Source organism: Methanoculleus sediminis (genome assembly GCF_001017125.1).
GTDB lineage: Archaea > Halobacteriota > Methanomicrobia > Methanomicrobiales > Methanoculleaceae > Methanoculleus > Methanoculleus sediminis.
In genome coordinates this window covers 107,401-129,058 of record NZ_JXOJ01000004.1, presented here as the reverse complement: position 1 = coordinate 129,058, position 21,658 = coordinate 107,401, and the positions used below count along the sequence as shown (strand labels likewise).

Annotated in this window: 20 protein-coding genes; 11 read left to right on the top strand and 9 right to left on the bottom strand. The window is 62.1% G+C overall.

The features are described 5' to 3' along the window. Positions 1-50 precede the first annotated feature (50 nt). The 6 genes from SZ63_RS09150 to SZ63_RS09125 all read left to right on the top strand — a co-directional run bounded on the left by SZ63_RS09150 (position 51) and on the right by SZ63_RS09125 (position 6,104). Positions 51-626, top strand: a complete 576-nt coding sequence (locus SZ63_RS09150) for a 5-formyltetrahydrofolate cyclo-ligase (RefSeq protein ID WP_048184470.1) — start codon at positions 51-53, stop codon at positions 624-626. 63 nt (positions 627-689) lie between these two features. Next, on the top strand, positions 690-3,113 hold the full coding sequence (locus SZ63_RS09145; RefSeq protein WP_048184468.1) for a CDC48 family AAA ATPase: 2,424 nt from the start codon (positions 690-692) through the stop codon (positions 3,111-3,113). An 81-nt stretch (positions 3,114-3,194) separates the two neighbouring features. Next, positions 3,195-3,647 carry an Hsp20/alpha crystallin family protein gene (locus SZ63_RS09140; RefSeq protein ID WP_048184699.1) on the top strand — a complete coding sequence of 151 codons (453 nt, stop codon included), beginning with the start codon at positions 3,195-3,197 and terminating at the stop codon, positions 3,645-3,647. Between the two features lie 449 nt (positions 3,648-4,096). Then, on the top strand, positions 4,097-5,194 hold the full coding sequence (fbp, locus tag SZ63_RS09135) for a fructose-1,6-bisphosphate aldolase/phosphatase (RefSeq protein WP_048184466.1): 1,098 nt from the start codon (positions 4,097-4,099) through the stop codon (positions 5,192-5,194). Positions 5,195-5,520: 326 nt separating this feature from the next. Then, the gene (locus SZ63_RS09130) at positions 5,521-5,757 is read left to right on the top strand and encodes an LSM domain-containing protein (RefSeq protein WP_048184464.1); all 237 of its coding nucleotides are present in this window, start codon (positions 5,521-5,523) and stop codon (positions 5,755-5,757) included. 5 nt (positions 5,758-5,762) lie between these two features. Beyond that, positions 5,763-6,104: a helix-turn-helix transcriptional regulator gene (locus SZ63_RS09125; RefSeq protein ID WP_048111906.1), complete on the top strand. Its 342-nt coding sequence runs from the start codon at positions 5,763-5,765 to the stop codon at positions 6,102-6,104. Positions 6,105-6,191: 87 nt separating this feature from the next. On the opposite strand, the gene SZ63_RS09120 is transcribed toward SZ63_RS09125, so the two are convergent. Genes SZ63_RS09120 through SZ63_RS09105 form a run of 4 tightly spaced genes read right to left on the bottom strand, consistent with a single transcriptional unit; the run spans position 6,192 to position 9,421 of the window. Beyond that, the gene (locus tag SZ63_RS09120; protein WP_241481300.1) at positions 6,192-6,611 is read right to left on the bottom strand and encodes a hypothetical protein; all 420 of its coding nucleotides are present in this window, start codon (positions 6,609-6,611) and stop codon (positions 6,192-6,194) included. Next, the gene (locus SZ63_RS09115) at positions 6,601-7,224 is read right to left on the bottom strand and encodes an ArsR/SmtB family transcription factor (RefSeq protein ID WP_048184462.1); all 624 of its coding nucleotides are present in this window, start codon (positions 7,222-7,224) and stop codon (positions 6,601-6,603) included. The genes SZ63_RS09120 and SZ63_RS09115 overlap by 11 nt, the downstream gene beginning before the upstream one ends. A gap of 37 nt (positions 7,225-7,261) precedes the next feature. Continuing rightward, on the bottom strand, positions 7,262-8,728 hold the full coding sequence (guaB, locus tag SZ63_RS09110; protein ID WP_048184460.1) for an IMP dehydrogenase: 1,467 nt from the start codon (positions 8,726-8,728) through the stop codon (positions 7,262-7,264). 3 nt (positions 8,729-8,731) lie between these two features. Then, positions 8,732-9,421, bottom strand: coding sequence for a (5-formylfuran-3-yl)methyl phosphate synthase (locus SZ63_RS09105; RefSeq protein WP_048184458.1), 690 nt, complete (start codon positions 9,419-9,421; stop codon positions 8,732-8,734). 44 nt (positions 9,422-9,465) lie between these two features. Between SZ63_RS09105 and SZ63_RS09100 the strand changes: the two genes are divergently transcribed. Further along, a complete protein-coding gene (locus tag SZ63_RS09100) occupies positions 9,466-10,146 on the top strand; it encodes a HisA/HisF-related TIM barrel protein (RefSeq protein WP_048184456.1) in 681 nt (226 codons plus the stop codon). Further along, entirely contained in the window at positions 10,140-10,757 is a 618-nt protein-coding gene (tmk, locus tag SZ63_RS09095) for a dTMP kinase (RefSeq protein ID WP_048184694.1), read from the top strand. The genes SZ63_RS09100 and tmk overlap by 7 nt, the downstream gene beginning before the upstream one ends. On the opposite strand, the gene SZ63_RS09090 is transcribed toward tmk, so the two are convergent. Further along, entirely contained in the window at positions 10,714-13,305 is a 2,592-nt protein-coding gene (locus SZ63_RS09090) for a valine--tRNA ligase (protein ID WP_048184454.1), read from the bottom strand. The two genes, tmk and SZ63_RS09090, sit on opposite strands and share 44 nt — an antisense overlap. Positions 13,306-13,455: 150 nt before the next feature. Here SZ63_RS09090 and SZ63_RS09085 point away from each other — a divergent pair, with 150 nt between their 5' ends. Then, complete coding sequence (locus SZ63_RS09085) at positions 13,456-14,652, top strand: DUF92 domain-containing protein (RefSeq protein WP_048184452.1); 1,197 nt, start codon at positions 13,456-13,458, stop codon at positions 14,650-14,652. 897 nt (positions 14,653-15,549) lie between these two features. Here the strand turns inward: SZ63_RS09085 and SZ63_RS09080 are convergent. Next, entirely contained in the window at positions 15,550-16,377 is an 828-nt protein-coding gene (locus SZ63_RS09080) for a DUF7847 domain-containing protein (protein ID WP_048184450.1), read from the bottom strand. Positions 16,378-16,379: 2 nt separating this feature from the next. Continuing rightward, positions 16,380-16,970, bottom strand: coding sequence for a pyruvate kinase alpha/beta domain-containing protein (locus SZ63_RS09075; protein WP_048184448.1), 591 nt, complete (start codon positions 16,968-16,970; stop codon positions 16,380-16,382). A gap of 152 nt (positions 16,971-17,122) precedes the next feature. On the opposite strand from SZ63_RS09075, the gene SZ63_RS09070 reads away from it, so the two are divergent. Further along, positions 17,123-18,292, top strand: a complete 1,170-nt coding sequence (locus SZ63_RS09070) for a redox-regulated ATPase YchF (RefSeq protein ID WP_048184446.1) — start codon at positions 17,123-17,125, stop codon at positions 18,290-18,292. Between the two features lie 118 nt (positions 18,293-18,410). Further along, entirely contained in the window at positions 18,411-18,731 is a 321-nt protein-coding gene (locus SZ63_RS09065; protein ID WP_048184444.1) for a hypothetical protein, read from the top strand. A gap of 699 nt (positions 18,732-19,430) precedes the next feature. Here the strand turns inward: SZ63_RS09065 and SZ63_RS09060 are convergent. Together SZ63_RS09060 and SZ63_RS09055 are read right to left on the bottom strand one after the other, a co-directional pair. After that, a complete protein-coding gene (locus SZ63_RS09060; protein ID WP_048184442.1) occupies positions 19,431-20,768 on the bottom strand; it encodes an MATE family efflux transporter in 1,338 nt (445 codons plus the stop codon). Beyond that, positions 20,765-21,601, bottom strand: coding sequence for a hypothetical protein (locus tag SZ63_RS09055; protein WP_048184440.1), 837 nt, complete (start codon positions 21,599-21,601; stop codon positions 20,765-20,767). Before SZ63_RS09055 ends, SZ63_RS09060 begins: the two co-directional genes overlap by 4 nt. Positions 21,602-21,658 lie beyond the last annotated feature (57 nt).

The window sequence follows — 21,658 nt, the reverse complement described above, 5'->3', positions numbered from 1 at the left end:
GCCTTTCGGCATGCATGTTTTATGGTCTGATTGAGCCAAACTCTCTTACAATGAGCCAGACAAAGGCAACCCTTCGCCTGCGGGCAAAGGAGGCCCGGGCACTCCTCTCCCCCCAGGAGATCGCCGCGTACAGTGCAACCATCGAAGAAAAACTTCTTGGCCTCCTCGACGGCTTTACGACCGTTATGATCTACGTCTCGAAAACCCCGGAGGCCGAGACCATGGGCCTGATCGCTGCCCTGAACCGCCGGGGCGTGCAGGTCGTCGTGCCCATCATCGAGCGGGATACCTGCAGCCTCCGCCTCTCCTACCTCCCCGACCCCTCGGTCCTCGTCCCGAGCACGTTTAACGTTCCTGAACCGATCGGCCACGAACTCCCGGCCCGGCCCGGGGACGTCGAGGCCGTCGTCATACCGATGCTCGCCTTCGACGCCGAAGGGAACCGGCTCGGCTACGGCGCGGGGTATTACGACCGCTTCCTCCACCGATACCCCAACCCGAAGAAGATCGGCATTGCGTTCTCCTGCCAGCAGGCAGAGCGCATTCCTGCCGATGAAAACGACGTGAAGATGGATTACGTCATTACGGAAAAGGAGATCATCCGGTATAACGGAAGGGGCGTTTAGGGAAAAATATAAATAGTAGACTGCACTTACCTATGGTAAACCCTACAGGAGGAGATTGTTCATATGGCTAACACCGAATCCGTTGAGGTAACCATCAAGGAGGCGGCTCACGAAGACGCCGGCCGGGGAATTGCCAGACTGAGCATCGACACCATGAAGGCGCTCGGCCTCGTCAGCGGCGACGTCGTCGAAGTCGAGGGGCGCCACAAGGCGGCGACGCTCGTCTGGCCCGGCTTCCCCCAGGACACCGGCAAGGCGATCCTGCGCATCGACGGCAATACCCGGAGCAACGTCGGGTCGGGGATCGACGACAAAGTCCGGATCAGAAAGACCGAGGCAGGATACGCGAAGAAGGTAACCATCCAGCCGACCCAGCCCATCCGGCTGGTGGGCGGCGAGCAGTACCTGGGGAGGATCCTCCGCGGCCGGCCCGTCACCGAGGGGCAGCTCATCCGGGTCAACATCCTCGGCAACCCGCTCACGTTCGCGGTCGCAAAGGTGGCGCCGAAGGGCATCGCCATCGTCACCGACAGCACCGAGATCGAGCTGAAGGAGACCCCGTATGAGCCCAAGGAAGGGAAGCGCGAGATGGCGGGCGACGTCCACTACGAGGACATCGGCGGACTCGACCGCGAACTGCAGCTCGTCCGGGAGATGATCGAACTCCCGCTCCGGCACCCCGAGCTCTTCGAACGCCTGGGCGTCGAGCCCCCGAAGGGCGTCCTGCTCTACGGCCCGCCCGGAACAGGAAAGACCCTGATCGCAAAAGCGGTGGCGAACGAGGTGGACGCGCACTTCGTCACGCTCTCGGGCCCCGAGATCATGAGCAAGTACTACGGTGAGTCCGAGGAGCGCCTGCGGGAGGTCTTTGAGGAGGCGCAGGAGAACGCGCCCTCGATCATCTTCATCGACGAGATCGATTCGATCGCGCCCAAGCGCGAAGAGGTGAAAGGCGAGGTCGAGCGCCGGATCGTCGCGCAGTTGCTCGCCCTGATGGACGGGTTGAAGACCCGGGGCCAGGTCGTGGTGATCGCCGCGACGAACCTCCCGGACATGATCGACCCTGCTCTGCGGCGCGGCGGCCGGTTCGACCGCGAGATCGAGATCGGCATCCCCGACACCAAGGGGAGACAGCAGATCTTCCACATCCACACGCGCGGCATGCCGCTCGCCGAGGACGTGAACCTTGAGGATTACGCCCGTTCGACACACGGCTTCGTCGGCGCCGACATCGCGCTGCTCGCAAAAGAGGCGGCGATGCACGCGCTCCGCCGGATCATCCCGCAGATCAAGATCGAAGAGGAGATCCCCGCCGAGATCATCGAACAGCTCCGCGTCACGAACGAGGACTTCGTCGAAGCGCACAAGCACGTCGAGCCGAGCGCGATGCGGGAGGTGCTCGTAGAGATCCCGGATGTCAAATGGGAGGACGTCGGCGGGCTCGAAGACGTAAAGGGAGAACTTGCGGAGGCCGTTGAGTGGCCGCTCAAATATCCGGAGATATTCGCGTCGCTCGACACCGAACCCCCCCGCGGCATCCTGCTATTCGGCCCCCCCGGAACGGGCAAGACACTCCTTGCAAAGGCGGTCGCAAACGAGAGTGAAAGCAATTTCATCTCCATAAAAGGCCCGGAACTCCTGTCAAAATGGGTCGGAGAGTCAGAACGTGGAGTTCGGCAGGTATTCCGGAAAGCGAGGCAAGCAGCACCGTCGATTATCTTTTTCGACGAGATTGATGCACTTATGCCTAAACGCGGATCTTATATAGGATCATCGCACGTAACTGAAAGTGTGGTAAGTCAGATCCTGACAGAGCTCGACGGCCTCGAAGAGCTCAACAATGTCGTGGTTCTCGGCGCTACCAACCGCCCGGACATGTTGGACGAGGCGCTGCTTCGTCCCGGCAGATTGGACCGGATCATCTACGTCCCGCCGCCCGACCGGGAAGGCAGGAAGAAGATCTTCGAAGTGTACCTGAAGAACAGGGAGATCCTTGCAAACGACGTGGACATCGACGAACTGGTCGACAGAACCGAGGGCTACGTCGGCGCCGACATCGAGGCGCTGGTCCGCGAGGCAAAGACTTCCGCCATGCGCGAGTTCATCGCCGCAATGGGAGGGAAGACCGAAGAGGAACGGCGTCAGGCGATCGGCAACGTGAGGATCACGAAGAACCACTTCGAGGACGCCCTCACCCGCGTGAGAGGCACGCTCGATATCGACCGGCTGGAGGAGAACGAACGCCACTCCTGGCAGATCCTCTACAACCAGGAGCAGCGGTCGGCACTCGAAGACGCCGTCTCGACAATCAACCGTGCCGGGATGCGGGAGACCGGGAAGGTCGAGCAGGAAGTCAAGGATCTCACGCAGGCCCTCAAAGATGCGGTCTATCGGAGAAAGAAAGACTTCGGCGAGATCAAGCGTCTCACAAAGGAGTTGAAGGCCAAAATGGAACGCCCGCTGCCCCAGACGGGCATGGCGTTCTGACGGGAGCGCCCCCTGCCCGTGAGGCGCTCCCTCCGGGGGCATCCGGCCCCCGCCAACAGGGATAGAAACAACGTGATGCACATGAGTGACAGCCCAGCAGACATCTTCGAGCAACTCAACGAACTGATGAAACGCCTCATGGAGCAGGGGCTCAAAGAGCAGGGAGATCAGAACAGGCCGTTTGCCTACGGATTCAAGATCGTCCTTCACGACGCCGGAAAGGCCGAGATCCCGGCAGCGGAAGCGGCTCCCGTAGCAGAGCCGAAAGAACCCTCCTCCGAGGGGACCATCGAGCCGATAGCAGAGATGTATACGACCGATGACGACGTGACGGTGGCGATCGATCTCCCGGGCGCCGAGAAGGAGAACATTCACCTGTCACTCATCAACGGGACGCTGACGATCATTGCCGGCGGCAATCAGCTGACTTCGGTGGAGATACCGGCCGTGGACGCCGACTCCATGCAGTCGAGGTACAAGCACGGCGTCCTGGAAGTCAAATTCTCGCGGGGCAAGTCGATCAGGATCGACTGATACGTCGGAGCGCCTGCCGGCCCGGCTCCCCGGCAGCGCCGCAATACTTTTCGCCGACAGCGGCATCCGCACGTGAAGGAGCCGGCAGGTTGCCCTCCGCTACCCGTATTCATCTCGCTTCGCCCCATTTCACGGCGCCGTTCCGTCAAACCCTCCCCGGGAGGACGCGCGAGCGCCACCGTGGCTGCCTTGCGTAATTTTCAGAAATTCCGTCCATTACAATGGCCCGATTGTCAGGAAAACAGCGAGAAACGACATAAAGAGCAAACAGCAACATAATAGCGCCGGCATCCTCTTCGGGCGCATCCGCCGCGAAGGATCGCCGGGAAGGACGGACCCCGAGACAGATTGCCGCAGCCAACCTTTTTTCAAGGCAACAACACCTACATATACAGTAATACCTATCTACTAGTCGTAAGGGCTACGCCCGTCCAGGTAGTGGTGATTATATGGTTAAGACCACCGTGTCCGTAATTAAAGCAGATATAGGCAGTTTCCCGGGGCACTCCCGAACCCACCCGAAGATCCTCGAGGTGGCCGCCCGGAGACTCAAGGAAGCGGAAGGAAGCATCCTCATCGACTCGTACGTCACCCACTGCGGCGACGATCTCGAGCTGATCATGACGCACACCAAAGGGGAGGACAACGAAGAGATCCACAAGCTGGCGTGGGACATCTTCATGGAGGGCGCCGAACTCGCCAAGGAGATGAAACTCTACGGCGCCGGCCAGGACCTGCTCGGAGATGCGTTCAGCGGCAACGTCAAGGGGATGGGACCCGGTGTCGCCGAGATGGAGTTCGAAGAGCGGGGCTCCGATCCGGTCCTGATCTTCATGGCCGACAAGACCGAGCCGGGGGCGTGGAACTACTTCCTCTACAAGATGTTCGCCGACCCCTTCAGCACGTCCGGCCTCGTCATCGACCCGTCGCTGCACGAGGGATTCACCTTCGAGGTTCACGACGTCATAGAGAAGCGCAAGATCCTCTTCAACACGCCAGAAGAGTCCTACAGTCTCCTTGCCTATATCGGAGCGCCGAGCCGCTACGTCATCAAGTACGTCTGGAAGAGGGACGGCACGATCGGGGCGTCCACCAGCACCCAGCGGCTGAACCTGATGGCCGGGCGGTACGTCGGTAAAGACGACCCGGTCATGATTGTTCGGGCACAGAGCGGATTCCCGGCGGTAGGCGAGGTCATCGACCCCTTCAGGACGCCCATCCTTGTGGCCGGCTGGATGCGGGGCTCGCACCACGGACCGTTCATGCCCGTCGGCGTCTGCGACGCAAACTGCACCCAGTTCGACGGACCGCCCCGGGTCATCTGCCTCGGGTTCCAGGTCTGCAACGGGAAGCTGATCGGCCCTGCAGACATGTTCGACGACCCGGCGTTCAACCGCGTCCGCGACCAGTGCTGCGAGCTCTCCAGCGCGCTCCGGGCTCACGGGCCGTTCGAACCGCACCGCCTCTCGCTCGAGGAGATGGAGTACACCACCCTCCCGGGCGTCGAGAAGAAGTTCAAGGACCGCTGGGAAAACCTTCCCGAGTAAACTTTTTTTTATTGCCAGCGGTTGCCCGCGGCGGTTCACCGGTTTTCCGTTGTTCGTAGATGTTCCGGCCGCACCCGATGATGCCTTTCGGTACCCGGTCGCCAGCCGGCAGCGTCACCTAACGGGGCCGCACCTCCCATCGACCGCCGGAGGCGGTCGGTAGTCGGTAACGCCACCTAACGGGGCCGCACCTCCTACCGACCGCCAAAGGCGGTTGGTAGTCGGTAACGCCACCTAACGGGGCCGCACCTCCTACCGACCGCCAAAGGCGGTTGGTAGTCGGTAATAGGAAAACTTAATGCATGAACATAACCATATAAGAACAGATGGTGAATGGTATCGTACTCCCTGTAAAGAAGGTTTTTTCGCTCGTAGACTCTAAAATCACCGTTGAGATCAAGGATGACGGCAGGAAACTCCAGGGACGGCTCGTGGCGGTGGATGAACACCTGAATCTGCATATGGACGAGACCACCGAGTATACCGGGGAACAGCGGGGCCGCACCCTCGGGACCGTCGTCATCCGCGGCAACAATATCCTGACCATTGCGCCCCTGCTCTGATAGCCATGTCTGACCAGGAGGAAGAAGCACTCAAGGTTATCCAGTCCCATCGTCAGGGGGTTCTCCAGAGCGAACTCTGGAAACTTCTCGATATCGACAGCAGGAAGTGCTCGAGGATCGTGAAGCGGCTGCTTGATGCCGGGTTGATCGAACGCATCGAGTTCCGTAGCGACGGCATCAAGACCTATCTTCTGCGCGCGAAGAAACGCGCAATCGATCCCTGCATCATCCTTGCAGGAGGAGAGGTTCTCCCGTGCATCGGCTGCGATCAGGAGTGCACCCCGGAAGAGTGCGCACTCCTTCTCGACTGGATGTACCAGCTTGCTCTTGAAGAGTATCAGGAGTAACGCATCTTTTTTTCAGACATCTCCAAGCGGTTTCAGCCGGAAGGCTATTCCGAGGGCCAGAACCCGCTGTAAAAGAGTGAAGACGGTTCAGGACCGGGCGACCTCGCCCGGTGCGCTCTTCTTCCGGCAGACGGCATCGATCACGCCGTGCTGCACGTTGTAGAAACTGTGCAGTATATCGATCTCGCAGTCGAGATCGATGACCGTCTCCTCGTCACCCCCGGTGCAGAGGGTCACGGAGTCTTCCTGAAACGTGACGTATGGGGCACCGTCCGCCCGGGCATCCGCCACCGCGGTGATATAGATGCAGTCGTCCCCTTCGACCACCTCGACATCGGACTCTCCATCCTCGTCTTCGGCGAAATCGGGATAGGGAGCCCCCTCGGGCAGTCCGCCGATGATGGTGAACCCGATGATCTTCGGGTCGTGGGCGGGCATCTCGCTTAAGATCTTCTCCATCAGCCGCGCGATGTCTCGAAACATTTCGTCGTATGGGTTATTCGCCATGTGTACCACGTATCCGGTATCGGTCGTTGATTCGCTCGACAACCCCCGTGTGCATGAGGTTGCTCAGTCTCTGTTTCAGCTCATCCGTGGACAGGCTGCTCACTTCCTCGAGTTCCGCGAGGCGCAGGTCGGCATGGGAGAGCGCGAGGATGATCTCCAGGTCCCCGTCGTCGGTGACGAAACTCCCCCGCATGCGCATGACCTCGGCGAACCTCGATTCGATCTCCCGCTCCAGTTGTTCGAGGTTATCCAGCAGTTCGTCGCGAGCCCGAACCATCCTCCGGAATGCCTCGAGGTTTCTTGCAAATCGTGTTCTCTGGTTCTCTTCAACGGAGGGAAGCGTAACCCCGTCCTGCTTCTGCAGGTTTACGATGACATTGATGTCATGCGAGAGATAGTAATACTTTCGCCTGCGTTCGTCCTGGAAGGATACGAGGAGCTGTTCGCGCTCCATCAACTGCAGGTGCTCTATCACCGCTTTCGGACTGAGCACCAGGCGCTCGGAGATCTCAGTCACAAAACACGGTTTCTGTCTCAGCAGTTGTATTATTCGCCGCCGGTTCCGGTTTCCCAGGATATCGAGGAGACGGGAAACCTCACTGCCCTCGAGCATGTTTACTAAATGTTAGTGATTCCGACATAAAAAAGTATCACTCGAAGAGGCGGTAGTTCGGCGCCTCGTCGGTGATCATGATGTTGTGCGGGTGGCTCTCGCCATACCCCGCAGGCGTGATCCTGAGGAATCTGCCGTTCCTCTTCAGATCCGCTATCGTCTTTGAACCCGTGTAACCCATGGCGGACTTCAGGCCGCCGACAAGCTGGTAGATGACGTCCGAGACCCGCCCGACGTAGGGCGTGACCCCCTCGACGCCTTCGGGAACGAACTTGGTTCTCCCGAACTCCTTCTTCTGGAAGTAGCGGTCGCTCGACTCGCCGCTGCTCATGACGCCGAGCGATCCCATCCCACGGTACTGCTTGTAGCGCCGGCCCTTGATCGTCGTGACCCTCCCCGGCGCCTCGTCCGTGCCGGCAAAGAGGCTGCCCGCCATGATACAGTCCGCGCCCGCGGCAACCGCCTTCGCAATGTCCCCCGAGTAGCGGATGCCGCCGTCGGCGATCACCGGCACGCCGGCTCCGTGCGCCACCTCGGCGACGTTCGCGATCGCGGAGACCTGCGGCACGCCCACGCCCGCGACGATCCTTGTTGTACAGATGGAGCCCGGCCCGATGCCCACCTTCAGCCCGTCGACGGTTCCGGCGAGGGCCGAGGCCGCCTGCTTCGTCGCGATGTTCCCGGCCACCACGTCGACGGCGACGCTCGCCTTGATCTCCCCGACCGCCTTGACGACGTTCATGTTGTGGCCGTGGGCGCAGTCCACCACCAGGGCGTCGGCGCCCGCCTCGACGAGCATCATCGCCCGGTTGAAGTCGAAGGGGCCCACCGCGGCGGCGACCCGGAGTTTCCCGTTCGCATCGCGGTTCGCGCGGGGATACTGCCGCTTCTCGAGGATGTCCCGCATCGTGATGATGCCGACCAGACATCCTTCCCCGTCCACGACCGGGAGGCGCTCGACCTTGTTCGCATACATCGTCTCGAGCGCGTTCTCCGCCGTGATATCTTCGGTGGCCGTGATCAGCTTCTTCGTCATGTAGCCGGTGATCTTCGCCTCGCCGCGTTTCGGGAGGATCGCCCTGATGTCCCTGCGGCTGACGATGCCGATCACCTTATCGTTCTCGATGACGGGCACGCCGCCGATACCGTACTGCCGCATGACACGCTCCACGTCGGTGACCGTGGCCTCGGGGCCGACCGCCACGACCTCGCGCTCGATCAGGTCCTCGGCCTGCTTGACAACCCTGACCTCGGCGACCTCGCGATCGGGGGTCATGTTCCGGTGAATAACGCCGATGCCGCCCTCCCGGGCCATGGTTATCGCCATCACCGACTCGGTCACCGTATCCATGGCGGCGCTCACGAGAGGGATAGTCAGGGGAATATTGCGCGAGAACCGCGACCTGACATCGGCCTCGTCGGGCTCGACCCATGATTCGGCGGGCTCAAGCAGCACGTCGTCGAACGTAAACGTTGTTTCCATCTGCATCTTCTCGATGTACATACATCACCTGAGCATCATCATTGCTTTCTCCACCAGTTCTGCCCGGACCGCCGTCGACCGATCGCCCCCACAGACCATCCCCCGGACACCGATGATCTCGGGGTCGATCCGCTTTAAGGCATCGAGGTCCTCGAACTTCAGCGAACCGGCAAGAGCCGTCTGCAACCCGAGTTCCCGATTCCGCTCGGTGAACCGGGCCAGTGCCTCCTCATCCATGAACTCAAAGAGACTCTTCCCATCTTTAATACCGGTGTCGATCATGGCGATGTCGGCCCCGGCGTCCGCGACCAGAGAACTGATCGCGAACGGCGAGATCGTGCCCATCCTCGCAAAATCGGCATAGGCTGCGATGACCACATATTTCTCGGGAAACTCACGTTTCACCGCCGTGGTCACCGCCTCGATGACCTCGCGGGCGCGGTCGTCCCCGTCGAACATCAGGCCGACTTTGATATAATCGGCACCAGCGTGCGCGGCGCCGTATGCAGAAAGAGCTGCGGTTCCCGGTTTATACTCATTGTCCCCGATTGCAGCGCTGACAGGCTTCTTGCCGGCGATCTCCTTGATTCCCCGGATGATCCAGGGAAAATTCGCGCCCAGCGACCCCTCCGAGGGTTTCTTCACGTCGATGATGTCAGCGGAAAGCGAGCTTCTTGCCTCCTCAATGCTGCTTGGACTGACGAGTAATTGCATAGAAATTAATGATCCTTCACCCTAATAGTGATTACGTTGAGGACATGGAACTGATTCTTGCAGTCGATCTGGCAGGCGGCCTTGTGGTGCACGGGAAGTCCGGAGACCGCGCGGGCTACCGGCCGCTGACCTGGGGGATCGCGCCCTCGGCCGAACCGGAAGCCTACCTATCCGCTCTCGCGCCCCGGTACCTCTACATCGCCGACCTCGAGAGCCTCCAGGGCAGGACGCCGCAGGACGACCTCGTCCGGCGTTGCGCCGCCATGGTCGAGCGGTGCTACCTGGATCGGGGCATTCGATCGCCCGCCGAATGCGCCGCGGTCGAGGGAGTGACGCCGGTCGTCGGCACCGAGACGGCCGCGACGGCGATCGAGGGCCTCGCGGAATACCGGAGAGGCTATCTCAGCATCGACGTCAAAGGCGGCAGGGTGCTCCCCTGGGGCATCCCGCCGGCAGAGATGCTCCGCCGTGCGGCGGCACTCTCGTTCGAGGGGTGCATCCTCCTCAATATCGGCGCCGTGGGAACGGAACGGGGCCTCGTCCGTGAAGACCTTGAGGAGATGCGGGCGTCCTACCCCGGCCGCCTCCTCTACGGGGGCGGGGTCGCCGGGACCGACGACATCCGTCTTCTTGCCGACGCCGGGTTCGACGGGGCGATCATCGCGACCGCCGTTCACCGCGGCTCGGTGCCGCTCGAATGGCTCCGGAGGGGACGCCCGTGCTGATCACCATCGAAGGAATCGACGGGAGCGGGAAGAGCACGCTCCTTGCCCGTCTCCGCGAACTGCTCGCCGACCTCGATCCCCTCTTCACCCGCGAGCCCGGCGCCACCTGGGTCGGCGAATCGGTGCGGCGGGCGATTGCCGAGCGGATGGATCCGATCACCGAGGCGCTCCTCTTCTGCGCCGACCACGCCGCGCATATCGATACGGTGATCCGGCCCGCTCTCGGCGAAGAACGGCTCGTCATATCAGACCGCTACGCCGACTCGCGATTCGCCTACCAGCCGGTCGTCCTCGACGGCGTCCTCCCCGACCCGCTCCAGTGGCTCCGCCGGATCCACGAGGGGTGGTCGATCCGGCCCGACCTGACGTTCCTCCTGGTCCTGCCGATAGAGGATGCCGTCAAAAGGCTCGACCCTGAGAAAAAGAGAGAATACTTCGAAAATGCCGCGATCCTCGAGCGGGTACAGGAGAACTACCTGAACCTTGCAGCCGCCGACCCGTCGCGGTTCGTCGTCGTCGATGCGCTGCTCGAAAAAGAAGAAGTTGCCCGGTTCATCGCGGGCGAAATCAGGGCTGGTGCCCGATCGTCACGACGACGTCCCCGAGCGTGAGGACGTCCACCTCTTCTCCCGCCACCCGGTAGGCGACCTTCGGCGTGAAGGAGCCAGGGGGCACCGGGATCTCCTCGCCGTCGGCCGTGACGGCCGCAGGCGGGTTCTTGAGCAGTTCCGGCGGGAGCGCCTCCACGGCCTGCATGAACCCCCGCGCCTGCTTCCTGAGCGTCGGCCCGATCACCGCCATGTTGAAGTCCACGCCGCTCACGACCTCCTCGAGCCGGGGCGTGCCGGTGCTCCAGTAGGCGTCGGCATTGAGGGCACGCCCGGCGTCACCGGCGTCGTCGACCGGTTCCGGCGCATAGATCATGACGTGGCCGAGCGGGGCGTTCAGCGCCATGCCCTTGTCGTGCTTGTAGCGCCGGAGTTCGGCGACCGTCTTCACCAGGAGATCGCCGTGGCGCCGTGCCTCGTCGTCGGCGTACGAAAAGTCCGGCCAGACCTCCTTGTGCACGCTTCCCCCGGCGAGGTTATGGTAGCACTCCTCCGCGAAGTGGGGGATGATCGGAGCGAGCAGGCGGCAGAGGATATCCATGGTCGTCCGGAGCGCGTTGCAGGCACTGGCCCTGCTGCTGTCATCCGCATACAGCCGGCCTTTTGCGATCTCGATGTAGTCGTCGGCGAGCGTGTTCCAGGCGAACTCCCGGATCGCCTTGAGCGCCCGGTCGAACTGGTAGCCCTCCATCGCGGCGGTGACCTCCGCCACGGTCTCGGAGAGCCGGACGAGCAGCCACCGGTCGGTGAGTTCCGTCACCGGTGCATCAGGATCGGCTCCTTTCTCCAGGTGCCCCATGACGAACCGGAAGATATTCCAGAGTTTGGTCTGGAACCGGGACGCCGCGACGACGTCGTTCCAGTTGAACATGATGTCCGAACCGGTCGCGGCACCCCCGGCACCCCACTGCCGGAGCGCGTCCGCGCCGTACTGCCCGACGATCTCTTCGGGGGAGATGATGTTGCTCCGGCTCTTGCTCATCTTGAACCCATCTTCCCCGAGCACCATACCGTTCACCAGGATCTCGTCCCAGGGATGGCCGCCGGCCAGCGCCTTCGCCCGGAGGATGGTGTAAAACGCCCACGTCCGTATGATATCGTGTCCCTGGGGGCGGATCTGCGCCGGGAAGAGCGGGGGTTTGCCGGCCCCGTCCCACCCGGTGACGTGGAGCACCGATATCGAGGAATCCATCCAGGTGTCGAGCACGTCCTTCTCGCCGGTGAAATCTGATGCGCCGCACTTCGGGCAGGGGGTCTTGGGCTTATCGACCGTCGGGTCGATAGGGAGGTCTTCCTCGGCCGGGAGAACCATCTCGCCGCAGGCGGTGCAGAACCAGACCGGGATCGGGGTCGCGAAGATCCGCTGCCGGGAGATGCACCAGTCCCATTCCATGGAGTTCGCCCAGTTCTCCATCCGGGTGAACATGTGCTCCGGCGTCCAGGAGATCTTCCGCGCCGAATCCAGGATCTCGTCCTGGTGGACCCGGACGAACCACTGTCGCTCCGAGAGGATCTCGATCGGGGTCTTGCACCGCCAGCAGGTCCCGACCCGCTGCTCGAGTTCCTCCTGCCGCTTCAGGATCCCGGCCTTCTCCATATCTGCGAGGATCGCCTTCCTGCAGTCCTCGGACGACATCCCCGTATAGGGAGCCGCGGTTGCGGTCATGACGCCCTGCCGGTCGACAGCCTTGCGGAGATCCAGGCCGTGCTGTTTCCACCAGTAGACATCCGTCTTGTCGCCGAACGTACAGATCATCACCGCGCCGCTGCCGAACTCCGGGTCGACCGCGACGTCCTCGATGATCGGAACATTGTGGCCGAAGATCGGGACGGAGAGCCTCTTCCCCTTCATCCCGCGGTAGCGCTCGTCTTCGGGGTGGACGGCCACGGCAACGCAGGCCGCGAGCAGTTCCGGCCGGGTGGTGGCGATCTCGACGCCGTCGAAGTCGAAGTAGTTGAGTTTGGTGGTGCGGGGCGCGTAGTTGACCTCGGCGAACGCGATGGCCGTCTCGCACCGGGTGCAGAAGTTCACCGGATGCTCGCTCTGGTAGATGTCGCCGGCTTTGAGCATCTGCAGGAACGACGCCTGGGTCTTTTTGTAGTAGTCCGGGAGCATGGTGATGTATTCGTGGCTCCAGTCGGTCGAGAACCCGAGCCGCCGCATGGTCGCCCGCATCTTCTCGATGTTGCCGAGCGTGAGGTCGCGGCACATCTCCCGGAACTTCTCCCGCGGTACGTCGTTCTTGGTGATCCCGTAGGTCTCCTCGACCTTCACCTCGGTGGGGAGGCCGTGGCAGTCCCACCCCTGCGGGAACATGACGTTGTAGCCGCGCATACGCTTGTACCGCGCGATGAAGTCGATATAGCACCAGTTTAAAGCGTTTCCGATATGGAAGTTGCCGGTGGGGTAGGGCGGCGGCGTGTCGATGATGAAACGGGGTTTTTTCGAGGCGGGGTCGAAATAGTTGTCCTCGTCCCGCCAGGTACTCTGCCAGCGCCTCTCCACGTCTTCGATATCATAGTTTTTGGGTAGTTGATGTGACGGCGACATTTTCAGCGTATAATCTCTCTCTTCCCAGTGAAATATATTGTTGGGGCGTTCCCCGGCCCGGGCATCCCGGAACGTCCACCGCGAAAAACCGCGAAGGCGGCAGGTGTTCAACCCTAAAGGCTTTGTCCCTGCACCTCCAATCACATATGAATGACAAAGCCGCAGGGGCTGGTTCTGGCATCGGTGCTCACCCTCGTCTTCATAGGCCTTGCCCCCCTGCTCCAGCCGGCGTGGCTGCTCACGCTCTTCCTCGTTCCGTTCTCGCTCGTCCTCTCCCTCATCAAAGAGACACGCTACGTATCGCTCTCGATCGTCGTGCTTGCCGTGCTTTACGGGCTCGGCTGGCTCTCGACGTTCGTCTTCACCTGCACGCTCGGCATCGTCGTGATCGGCGAGGTGGCGTTCCGGCTCACCGGAGATCGACATGCGGCGTATCTCCATCACCTGGTTGCCGCAATCGCCGTATCGGCTGCCGTGATGCTCTACCTCCAGTACACCGCGCCGCTCGTCGCCGTGATGGGCGTGGTCGTCGCGGTGCTCCTCCGGGCGGCCCTGCGGGGCCGGGACGATGCTCTGATGATCGAGGCGCTCGGCGTCGCGATGACCATGTTCCTCTTCGAGGAACTCAACTTCGAGGTAGACCTGACCCTTCTCGTCGCCGCGGCCGTAATAGCGTTCGGGTTCGGCTACACCTCCTACCGTGTCCGGGTGGCCGATATCAGCGGCCTCTTCTCGGGCGCCATGATCGGGATCATCCTCATCGTCTTCGCGGACGTCCGGTGGTTCCTGATCATGCTCACCTTCTTCATCATCGGTGCCGGGGCTACCCGCTACCGCTACGGCGATAAGGAGCAGCTCGGCGTCGCCCAGGAGCACGGGGGCGTGCGCGGATACTTCAACGTCTTCGCAAACGGCCTGGTGGCGACCGCCGCCGCCATCCTCTACGGCCTGACCGGCCAGCCGGCTTTTGTGGCGCTCTTCATGGGCAGCGTCGCCTCGGCGGCCGCCGATACCGCCGCAAGCGAGATCGGGGTCACGGGGAAGGCGCCGTACCTGATCACGACGCTCAAGCCGGTGCCGCGGGGGACGAACGGCGGGGTGACCCTGCGGGGCGAGGTCGCGGCCGTCATCGCATCCGTCCTCGTCGCCGCCGTCGCATGGGCGATGGGCGTCGCCGACCCCTGGATGGTCGTCGTCACGGTCGCGGCCGGGTTCATCGGCACCAATGTCGACAGTCTGGTGGGCGCAACGCTCGAGAACAGCGGCAGGATCGGGAACTCGGGCACGAACCTGGTCGCTACGTTCTCGGGCGGGATCTCGGGGATGCTGATCTATATGCTCGGGTGAGGGGGCGCGGGGGCTCCGGTGCGGTTTTTTGATTTATGGATGTTATAGTCCGGGTCAACCGGTCCGGTGCGGGCTCGCGAAGTTGTGATAACCACCTTGTGACCACACGACCTGCCAGATGTTGTCTGGCATTATGGTTCTTACACCTGTGCACGGATTTCGAGGGGATATCGCCATTGGGGGAACGACGCTCCGAAGAACGACTGTCCGCAGGACAGGAGTTCGAGAAGACCGAAGGTCTTCGAGGAGCGGAGTTCGAGCACCGAAGGTGCGAGGTGGGGCCGACGGGGAGTGCGATGCTCTGAAGGAGCAGAGCTCGAGCACCCGAAGGGTGCGGAGTGCGAGCGAAGCGAGCTTGAGCACCGGAGGTGCGAGGTGCGATGTTCCGACAGGAACGGAGCACGAGAAGGCCGAAGGCCTTTGAGGGGGGAGCATCCCCCCTCCCCTGTCCCTACCTGATACGAGGATGCCTGTAACCCCCACTCGAAGACCTCCGGTCTTCTCAAACTCCGGACGCTCTGTCCATCGCACCCCGCCCGGCCTTCGGCCTCCTCCCCCGCACCTTCGCACCTGCGGTGCTCGAACTCCGTTCCTGATGGAACATCGTTCTTCGGTGCTCATGCTCCGGCCCATGGCCCGTCGCACCCCGCTCCAGGGGGCGGGGGCAGTGCGTGGCGATAGGCGATGCCCCTACGGGACATCGCTGGAGAAAGCCTATGATCTTGAACTTACGATGACAGAACGTCCGGAGCACAAGCACCGGAGGTGCGGGGTGCGCAGTCCACCGGAAAGCTGTGCATGGGTGCAGTCCCAGTGGGCAGGAAAAATGCAGAAGATGCCGGATGTCAAAAACCCGGAACTAGAGAAAAAAGAGGGATATAGTCCCATCCAGCCAGTTCAGTACTTATACCACCGCCCCTTCTCGTCGTACTCCCCCTGCTGCACCTGCGGAGTTCCTGCATGATTCCTGAAGAAACTCGCCTTGTAGGCGTAGAGGAAGACCGAGAAGAGCACGATCACGACTGCATAGACGATTGCGGTGATCCATATCCCCTCCGTCCCGATGAGCGCGAGGAGATCCTCCGGCATCACCGCCTGGAGTTCCTCGGGACTCATGCTGACGAGCGGTTCGAGTTTGTCCAGGAGCAGGGCGGTCCAGGCAAAGAGGGCCGCGAACCCGAGCGCTGCGAAGACAGCGATGTTTACCAGGTAGAAGACGAGAACGCTGCCGAGGTTGTTCATGACGAACTCGATGCTCCGCCGGATCGACTCAAAGACGCCCGTCTCTTCAAAGACCGCCACGGTGTCGTAGAAGAACGTGAAGAAGGCGATCGAGAGGATGACCCCGAAGAGGAGCGCCGCCATGTTCGCGGCGGCTCCGGCGCCGAGAAGCGCGAGCGGTATCATGAGCAGAACGATGGTCAGGATGACCGCGAAGAAGATGACCAGGGCCGGCAGGAGTATCCGGAAGTAGTAGGTCTTGCCCGACCGCACGAACTCACTGAAGGAGAAGTTCTCCGCACGGATCGTGCCGTAGACGCCGCCGGCCAAGAACGGCGTCAGGAGCACCTGCAGGAGTGCCAGAGGCTCCGTGTAGAACGCCCCACCGTAGACGGGGATGACGAGGTTGAGGACCGCGAGAGCACCCATGACGAGGCCGATCGACCAGAGGACGGGGTGTTTTCGGAGGAGTCCGGCGGCACCGGTGACCGATTCGAGCGTCATGCTCACCGGTTCCTCGGCATGGCGACGATCTCGCGCACCTGCAGGTCGAAGAACGTTGCGGTATGCGCGGGACGGATGACGCAGACGGTATCGGCGCCGGTTGCGGTGCCCCCGACCGCGATCACCTCTTCATCGACGCCGACCGCTCCCTGGTCCGCCGCGATGAGGACGCACTCCACCGCGACCTTCAGGCCGATCGCGACCGTCCGCCGCAGCGCCTCGGCGATTGCTTCCGTGCGGGAACTCCCGCCGAGTCTCGATGAGCGGGATATCGCGCGCTCGAGCCCGGAGAGCGCGTGCGTTCCGGTGACGATCTTCGCCCCTTCCGCCCGGAGGGTCCCGGCCACCTCCGGCGAGAACTCCCACTCGCCGGGCTTTGAGAACCCGACCGCATGGGTGACGACGATCAATTCGAGGTCGGTTCCCGCCATAGCGTCCCGGAAGGCAAGCGCCGTCCGGCCGCTGCTGCTCGCGACAACGATCTTTTTGACGCCGAGTTCCCGCGCCCGCTCGACGGCGAACCGGGCGGCGTCGCGAGTGTTCTCTACGCCCGGCGCATCGAAGTAGTAGGTATTCCGGGTTACGAAGCCCATGCAGTCATGTTGTCGTTGCTCCTAATTGAATCTCCCGTACCGATGATTGGGGCTGCAACGGCACGGCCTGGGTCGCTACGGCGGGGAAAGAAGGTGATAAATGGTGGATAGCCCAACACTACTCTCAACCTAACGGTGCGGTAGGAGTTCTCATGATCACACTGGCCATTGCAGGAAAACCAAACTGTGGGAAATCGACGTTTTTCAGGGCGGCGACCCTTGCCCAGGCAGAGATTGCCAATTACCCGTTCACGACCATCGACGCAAACCACGGCGTCGCGTACGTCCGGACAGCCTGCCCGTGCCAGGAGACGCACGTCCCGTGCGAGAACTGCCGGGACGGGGTCAGGTTCATCCCGGTCGGGCTGATCGACGTTGCGGGCCTCGTCCCCGAGGCACACCTCGGGCGGGGACTCGGCAACCAGTTCCTCGACAATCTCCGGCAGGCGGACGCCATCCTCCAGATCGTCGATGCCAGCGGGTCGACGGACGCAGAAGGGAACCCGATCGATATCGGCTCGCGCGACCCGGTGAAGGATATCGAGTTCCTCCAGTACGAGATGTCGATGTGGATGTACGGCATCCTCTCGCGGAACTGGGCGAAACTCGTGCGGCAGGCCCAGGCGAAGGACTTCTCTCTCGCGGCGGCGATCGCCGAGGTCTTCGCCGGCCTCGGGATCACCTACGAGCACGTCCGCGACGCTACCGGGGCGGTCGGGATCGAGCTCCGGACGGCGGGGGAGGAGGACCTGATCCGGTTCTGCCGCGAGCTGATGGCGATCAGCAAGCCGATGCTGATTGTCGGGAACAAGGCCGACCAGGCGCCGAAGGAATGCCTGGATCGGCTCGCGAAGCACGACGTCGTCTTTGCAAGCGCCGCAGGCGAACTTGCGCTCCGGATGGCCGCAGAGGGGAAGTTCGTCCGCTACCTTCCCGGCGACCGGAGTTTCGAGATCAGCCCGGAAGCGAGCATCAACGCCGCGCAGCGTGCCGGGCTCGTGAAGGTCGCGGACTTCATGCAGACATTCGGCGGCACCGGGGTTCAGAAGGCACTGGATGCCGCGGTCTTCAGCCTCCTCGACCGGATCGTCGTCTTCCCGGTCGAGGACGAGCACAAACTCACCGACGGTAAGGGCAGGGTTCTCCCCGACGCGTTCCTCATGAAGCGCGGGTCGACGCCCCGCGATCTCGCCTACCAGGTTCACACCGATATCGGCGAGGGATTCCTGTATGCCATCGACGCAAAGACCGGGATGCGGGTCAAGGACACCCACGAACTGAAAAACGGCGACATCATCAAGATCGTCAGCGTCCGGAAATGAATTCCCGGCACGGGGAGAGATCGTCTCTCCTCCGTGTCCCGGGTAGCGAACCGGCACCTCCGGTGCGCCGATATAAACCGGCAGACATTTATATGGATTTGAGAAATATTCGATCATCATGAGCGGCGAGGTCTACCAGGCGCAGGTCCTCCGGAACTTCTTCGACACCATCACCGGAACGGACAGGAACCTGACCCGGATCTACATGTGCGTGATGAGCCTCGCCAAGCTCCGCATGGAATCCCCCGAGAGGATGACGTTCCTCGTGGACCAGCTCCGCAAGTCCAAACAGAAGCGGGAACTCTCGGTCGATATCATCGATTATATGTGCGATGTTGCGCGTGATCTCGAGCTCGTCACCGTCCAGACCGCGTTCGGCGTGAAAGACATCAACGCAGTCTCCGACGAGTTCAGCGGAATCAGCCTCGACTCGCTCTGACTTTTTTCGGCGGGAGAGGGGGCGGGCAGCTTAAGGTTTTTCAGGGAGTTGTGGTTCTCTTTTGTAGATCTCGGGTGCGCGTTGTGCTTTGGGGCGATTGTCTGAATGGACATGAGCGTGGCAAGATCCCGTGTAGTGGACCGTGGGGATGTCGCCATTGGGGGGAGGGGCTGACGGGGAGTGCGAGCGAAGCGAGCTTGAGCACCGTTAGGTGCGAGGGGGGCATGCCCTCCTCCCCTGTCTCCACCTCTAGGGCATATCTGTAAACCCCACTCGAAGACCTTCGGTCTTCTCAAGCTCTGGACGTCCCGTCCGTCGCACCCCACCCGGCCTTCGGCCTCCTCATTCGCACCTTCGGTGCTCAAACTCCTGCTGTTCCGGCAGTCGTTCCCCGCACCTTCGGTGCTCATGCTCCGGCTCTACGACCCGCCGCAACTCACACCTGACGGTGCTCAAACTCCTGCTGTTCCAGCAGTCGTTCCCCTCCCCAGGGGGCGGGGGCAGTGCGTGGCGATATCCCCTCGAAATTCGTGCATCGGGATACGTGATGTTTAGAGGGGTGACGCTCTACGGCAGCTGAAGTCAAGCACCGAAGGTACGACTGACAGGACGTCCGGAGTTTGAGCATCCCTAGGTGCGAGCTACGTAGACATGAAACTCCTCTGCCCTGCAGAGCTCCAGTGGACCCCCGCGCCCCCCTCATATCGCCGTCGATTTCCAGCCCCCGTGCCGGTACATGGTAAAGAGTATGCCCGTCTGCAGGATGACTCCGCAGATCACCGCGAGCCAGACCCCGGCAATCCCGATCCCCAAGAGACCCGGGAGGATGCAGGCGAGCGGCACCTGGAAGAGAACCATGGAGAAGAACGTGGCGTACATGGGTTTCTTTGTGTCCCCCGCTCCGTTGAGCGCGAACCCGAGGATGATCGCGACGGCGAGGAAGACGTAGAACGGTGCGACCGTCTGCAGGTACGAGACGCCGATATCCGTGCTCGCACCGCTCGGGTCGAAGATCTCGACGATCGCGGGCGCGGCAAGGTAGAAGACCGCTCCCATGACCGCCATGAATCCGCCGTTCATGAGCGCGGAGAGCCTTACGCCCGCCTCCGCCCGTTCGGGTTTCTTCGCGCCGAGGTTCTGGCCGACGATCACGGCGGTTGCGGTCGCAATCCCGAACCCCGGCATGAGCGCGACCAGCTCGAGCCTCCCCACGATGCCGTAAGCGGAGAGGGCCGCGGTCCCGAAGACCGCCACGATCGCCATCATCGCAAGGAACGTTACGCTCCGAAGCCCGGACTGAACGGAATTCGGGACGGCAACCCGGATCAGCCTCCACGCGAGCGAGAACTCGAACTTCGTCCGGAACGAGAAGGGGATCGGCGTTTTCCCCGAGAGGAGCAGGGCAAACGCTATGGCGAACGCCACGCTCCGGGATATGATGGTGGCGTATGCCGCCCCGGCGACGCCGCAGGCGGGGACTACCCCGTAGCCGAATATCAGGAGCGGGTCGAGGGCGATGTTCGTGATGTTCGCGAGAACCACGAGGAGCATCGGCGTCGTGGCGTCGCCGCAACTCTGAAACGAGGAGTTGATCACCCAGAGCTCGACCAGCGTCACGCTGCCGGTAAAGAGGACCGTCAGGTAGGAAGCCCCGAGCAATGCAACGTTCGGTTCGGCGCCGAGGAGAAGGAGCATATCCTCGGCGTAGAGGATGCCCACGACACTGAGGAGAATCGAGAATATGAGCCCGAGGATAAGGGTGTGCGAGACGCCCTTCGCCACCATATCGTAATTCTTCGCCCCGTAGTAGCGCGAGACGAAGGCGGTGTTCGCGGTGACGATGCCGATGATGATCGTCATGAGCACCATGACGATAGAGGTGCTCATGGCGACACCCGCGATAGCCTCCGCTCCCAGCCGGCCGACGAAGAAGAGGTCGACCAGCTCGAGGCCGCTCTGCAGCACGTTCCCGGCGACGATCGGCGCCGCTATCGTTATGAGACCCCGGAAGAGGTCGCCCTCGGTCAGTTCGCTCATGCAGTCAGTTTTTCTTTATACGATTCCAGGATCTGGACGATGAACCGCTGGTGTTCCTCCAGCGCCTGCTCGTCCTCGGGGGAGGTCTCGATCCCGACGGCATAGAGCAGGATCAGTGCGTTGTCGAGGTCGAGCACGGTCGGGTCTTCGATCTGGTCCTTTGCGAGACGGATGGCGAGATTGTCGTAGTCCCCCTCCTTGAAGACATGCTCCGGGTTCGTCGTCACCCGGGACTCGGCGAAGCCGCCGGCACGCTCCCGGAGGATCAGGAGCGCGCGCTCCAGGGTTTGGGGGCGCGGGGTGATCGCATCGAGCCGGGCAAGCGCCTCCGTGCTCTTCTCCATTGCGTTCGCATAAAGCCCGAACTTATACGTCAGCAGGGACTGTGCGACCAGATGGCCGGCCTCCTCGTCGATAACGGCGAGGAGCGGCTCAATCCTGCCGATATATTCGTTTAACATCTGCTTCATTGTCTTCTCCTGTAGTTTCGGCGCGTTAAACACTTTTTCTACCCGGATTGCAAGGAAGGTGATCGTTGCCGCGAAGATCGTCTGCACGATTACGCCGCCCGAACTGATCTCATTTGGTATGACCAGGATGAGAAACGCGAAGAGCGGCGTGAAGAGCGAGACGAGATCCCGCCGGGGTTTTTGGTAGGCCTGGTAGCAGAGGATGCACGAGGCGATCACGCATCCTGCGACGCCTGCCCAGATGGCATAGGGAAAGCCGGTTGATGCGAGCAGCAGCTCGATCCCGATTCCCAGAAACGAGACCGCAGGAACCGCTATCCAGAGGCGTGACTCTGTTCCGGGTGTTGTGGTGGTATTCGTCATCGACCGTCCTTGTAACATAATTATCTGCAGAGGGTAAACAGGGTTTCCCTTCGGGCC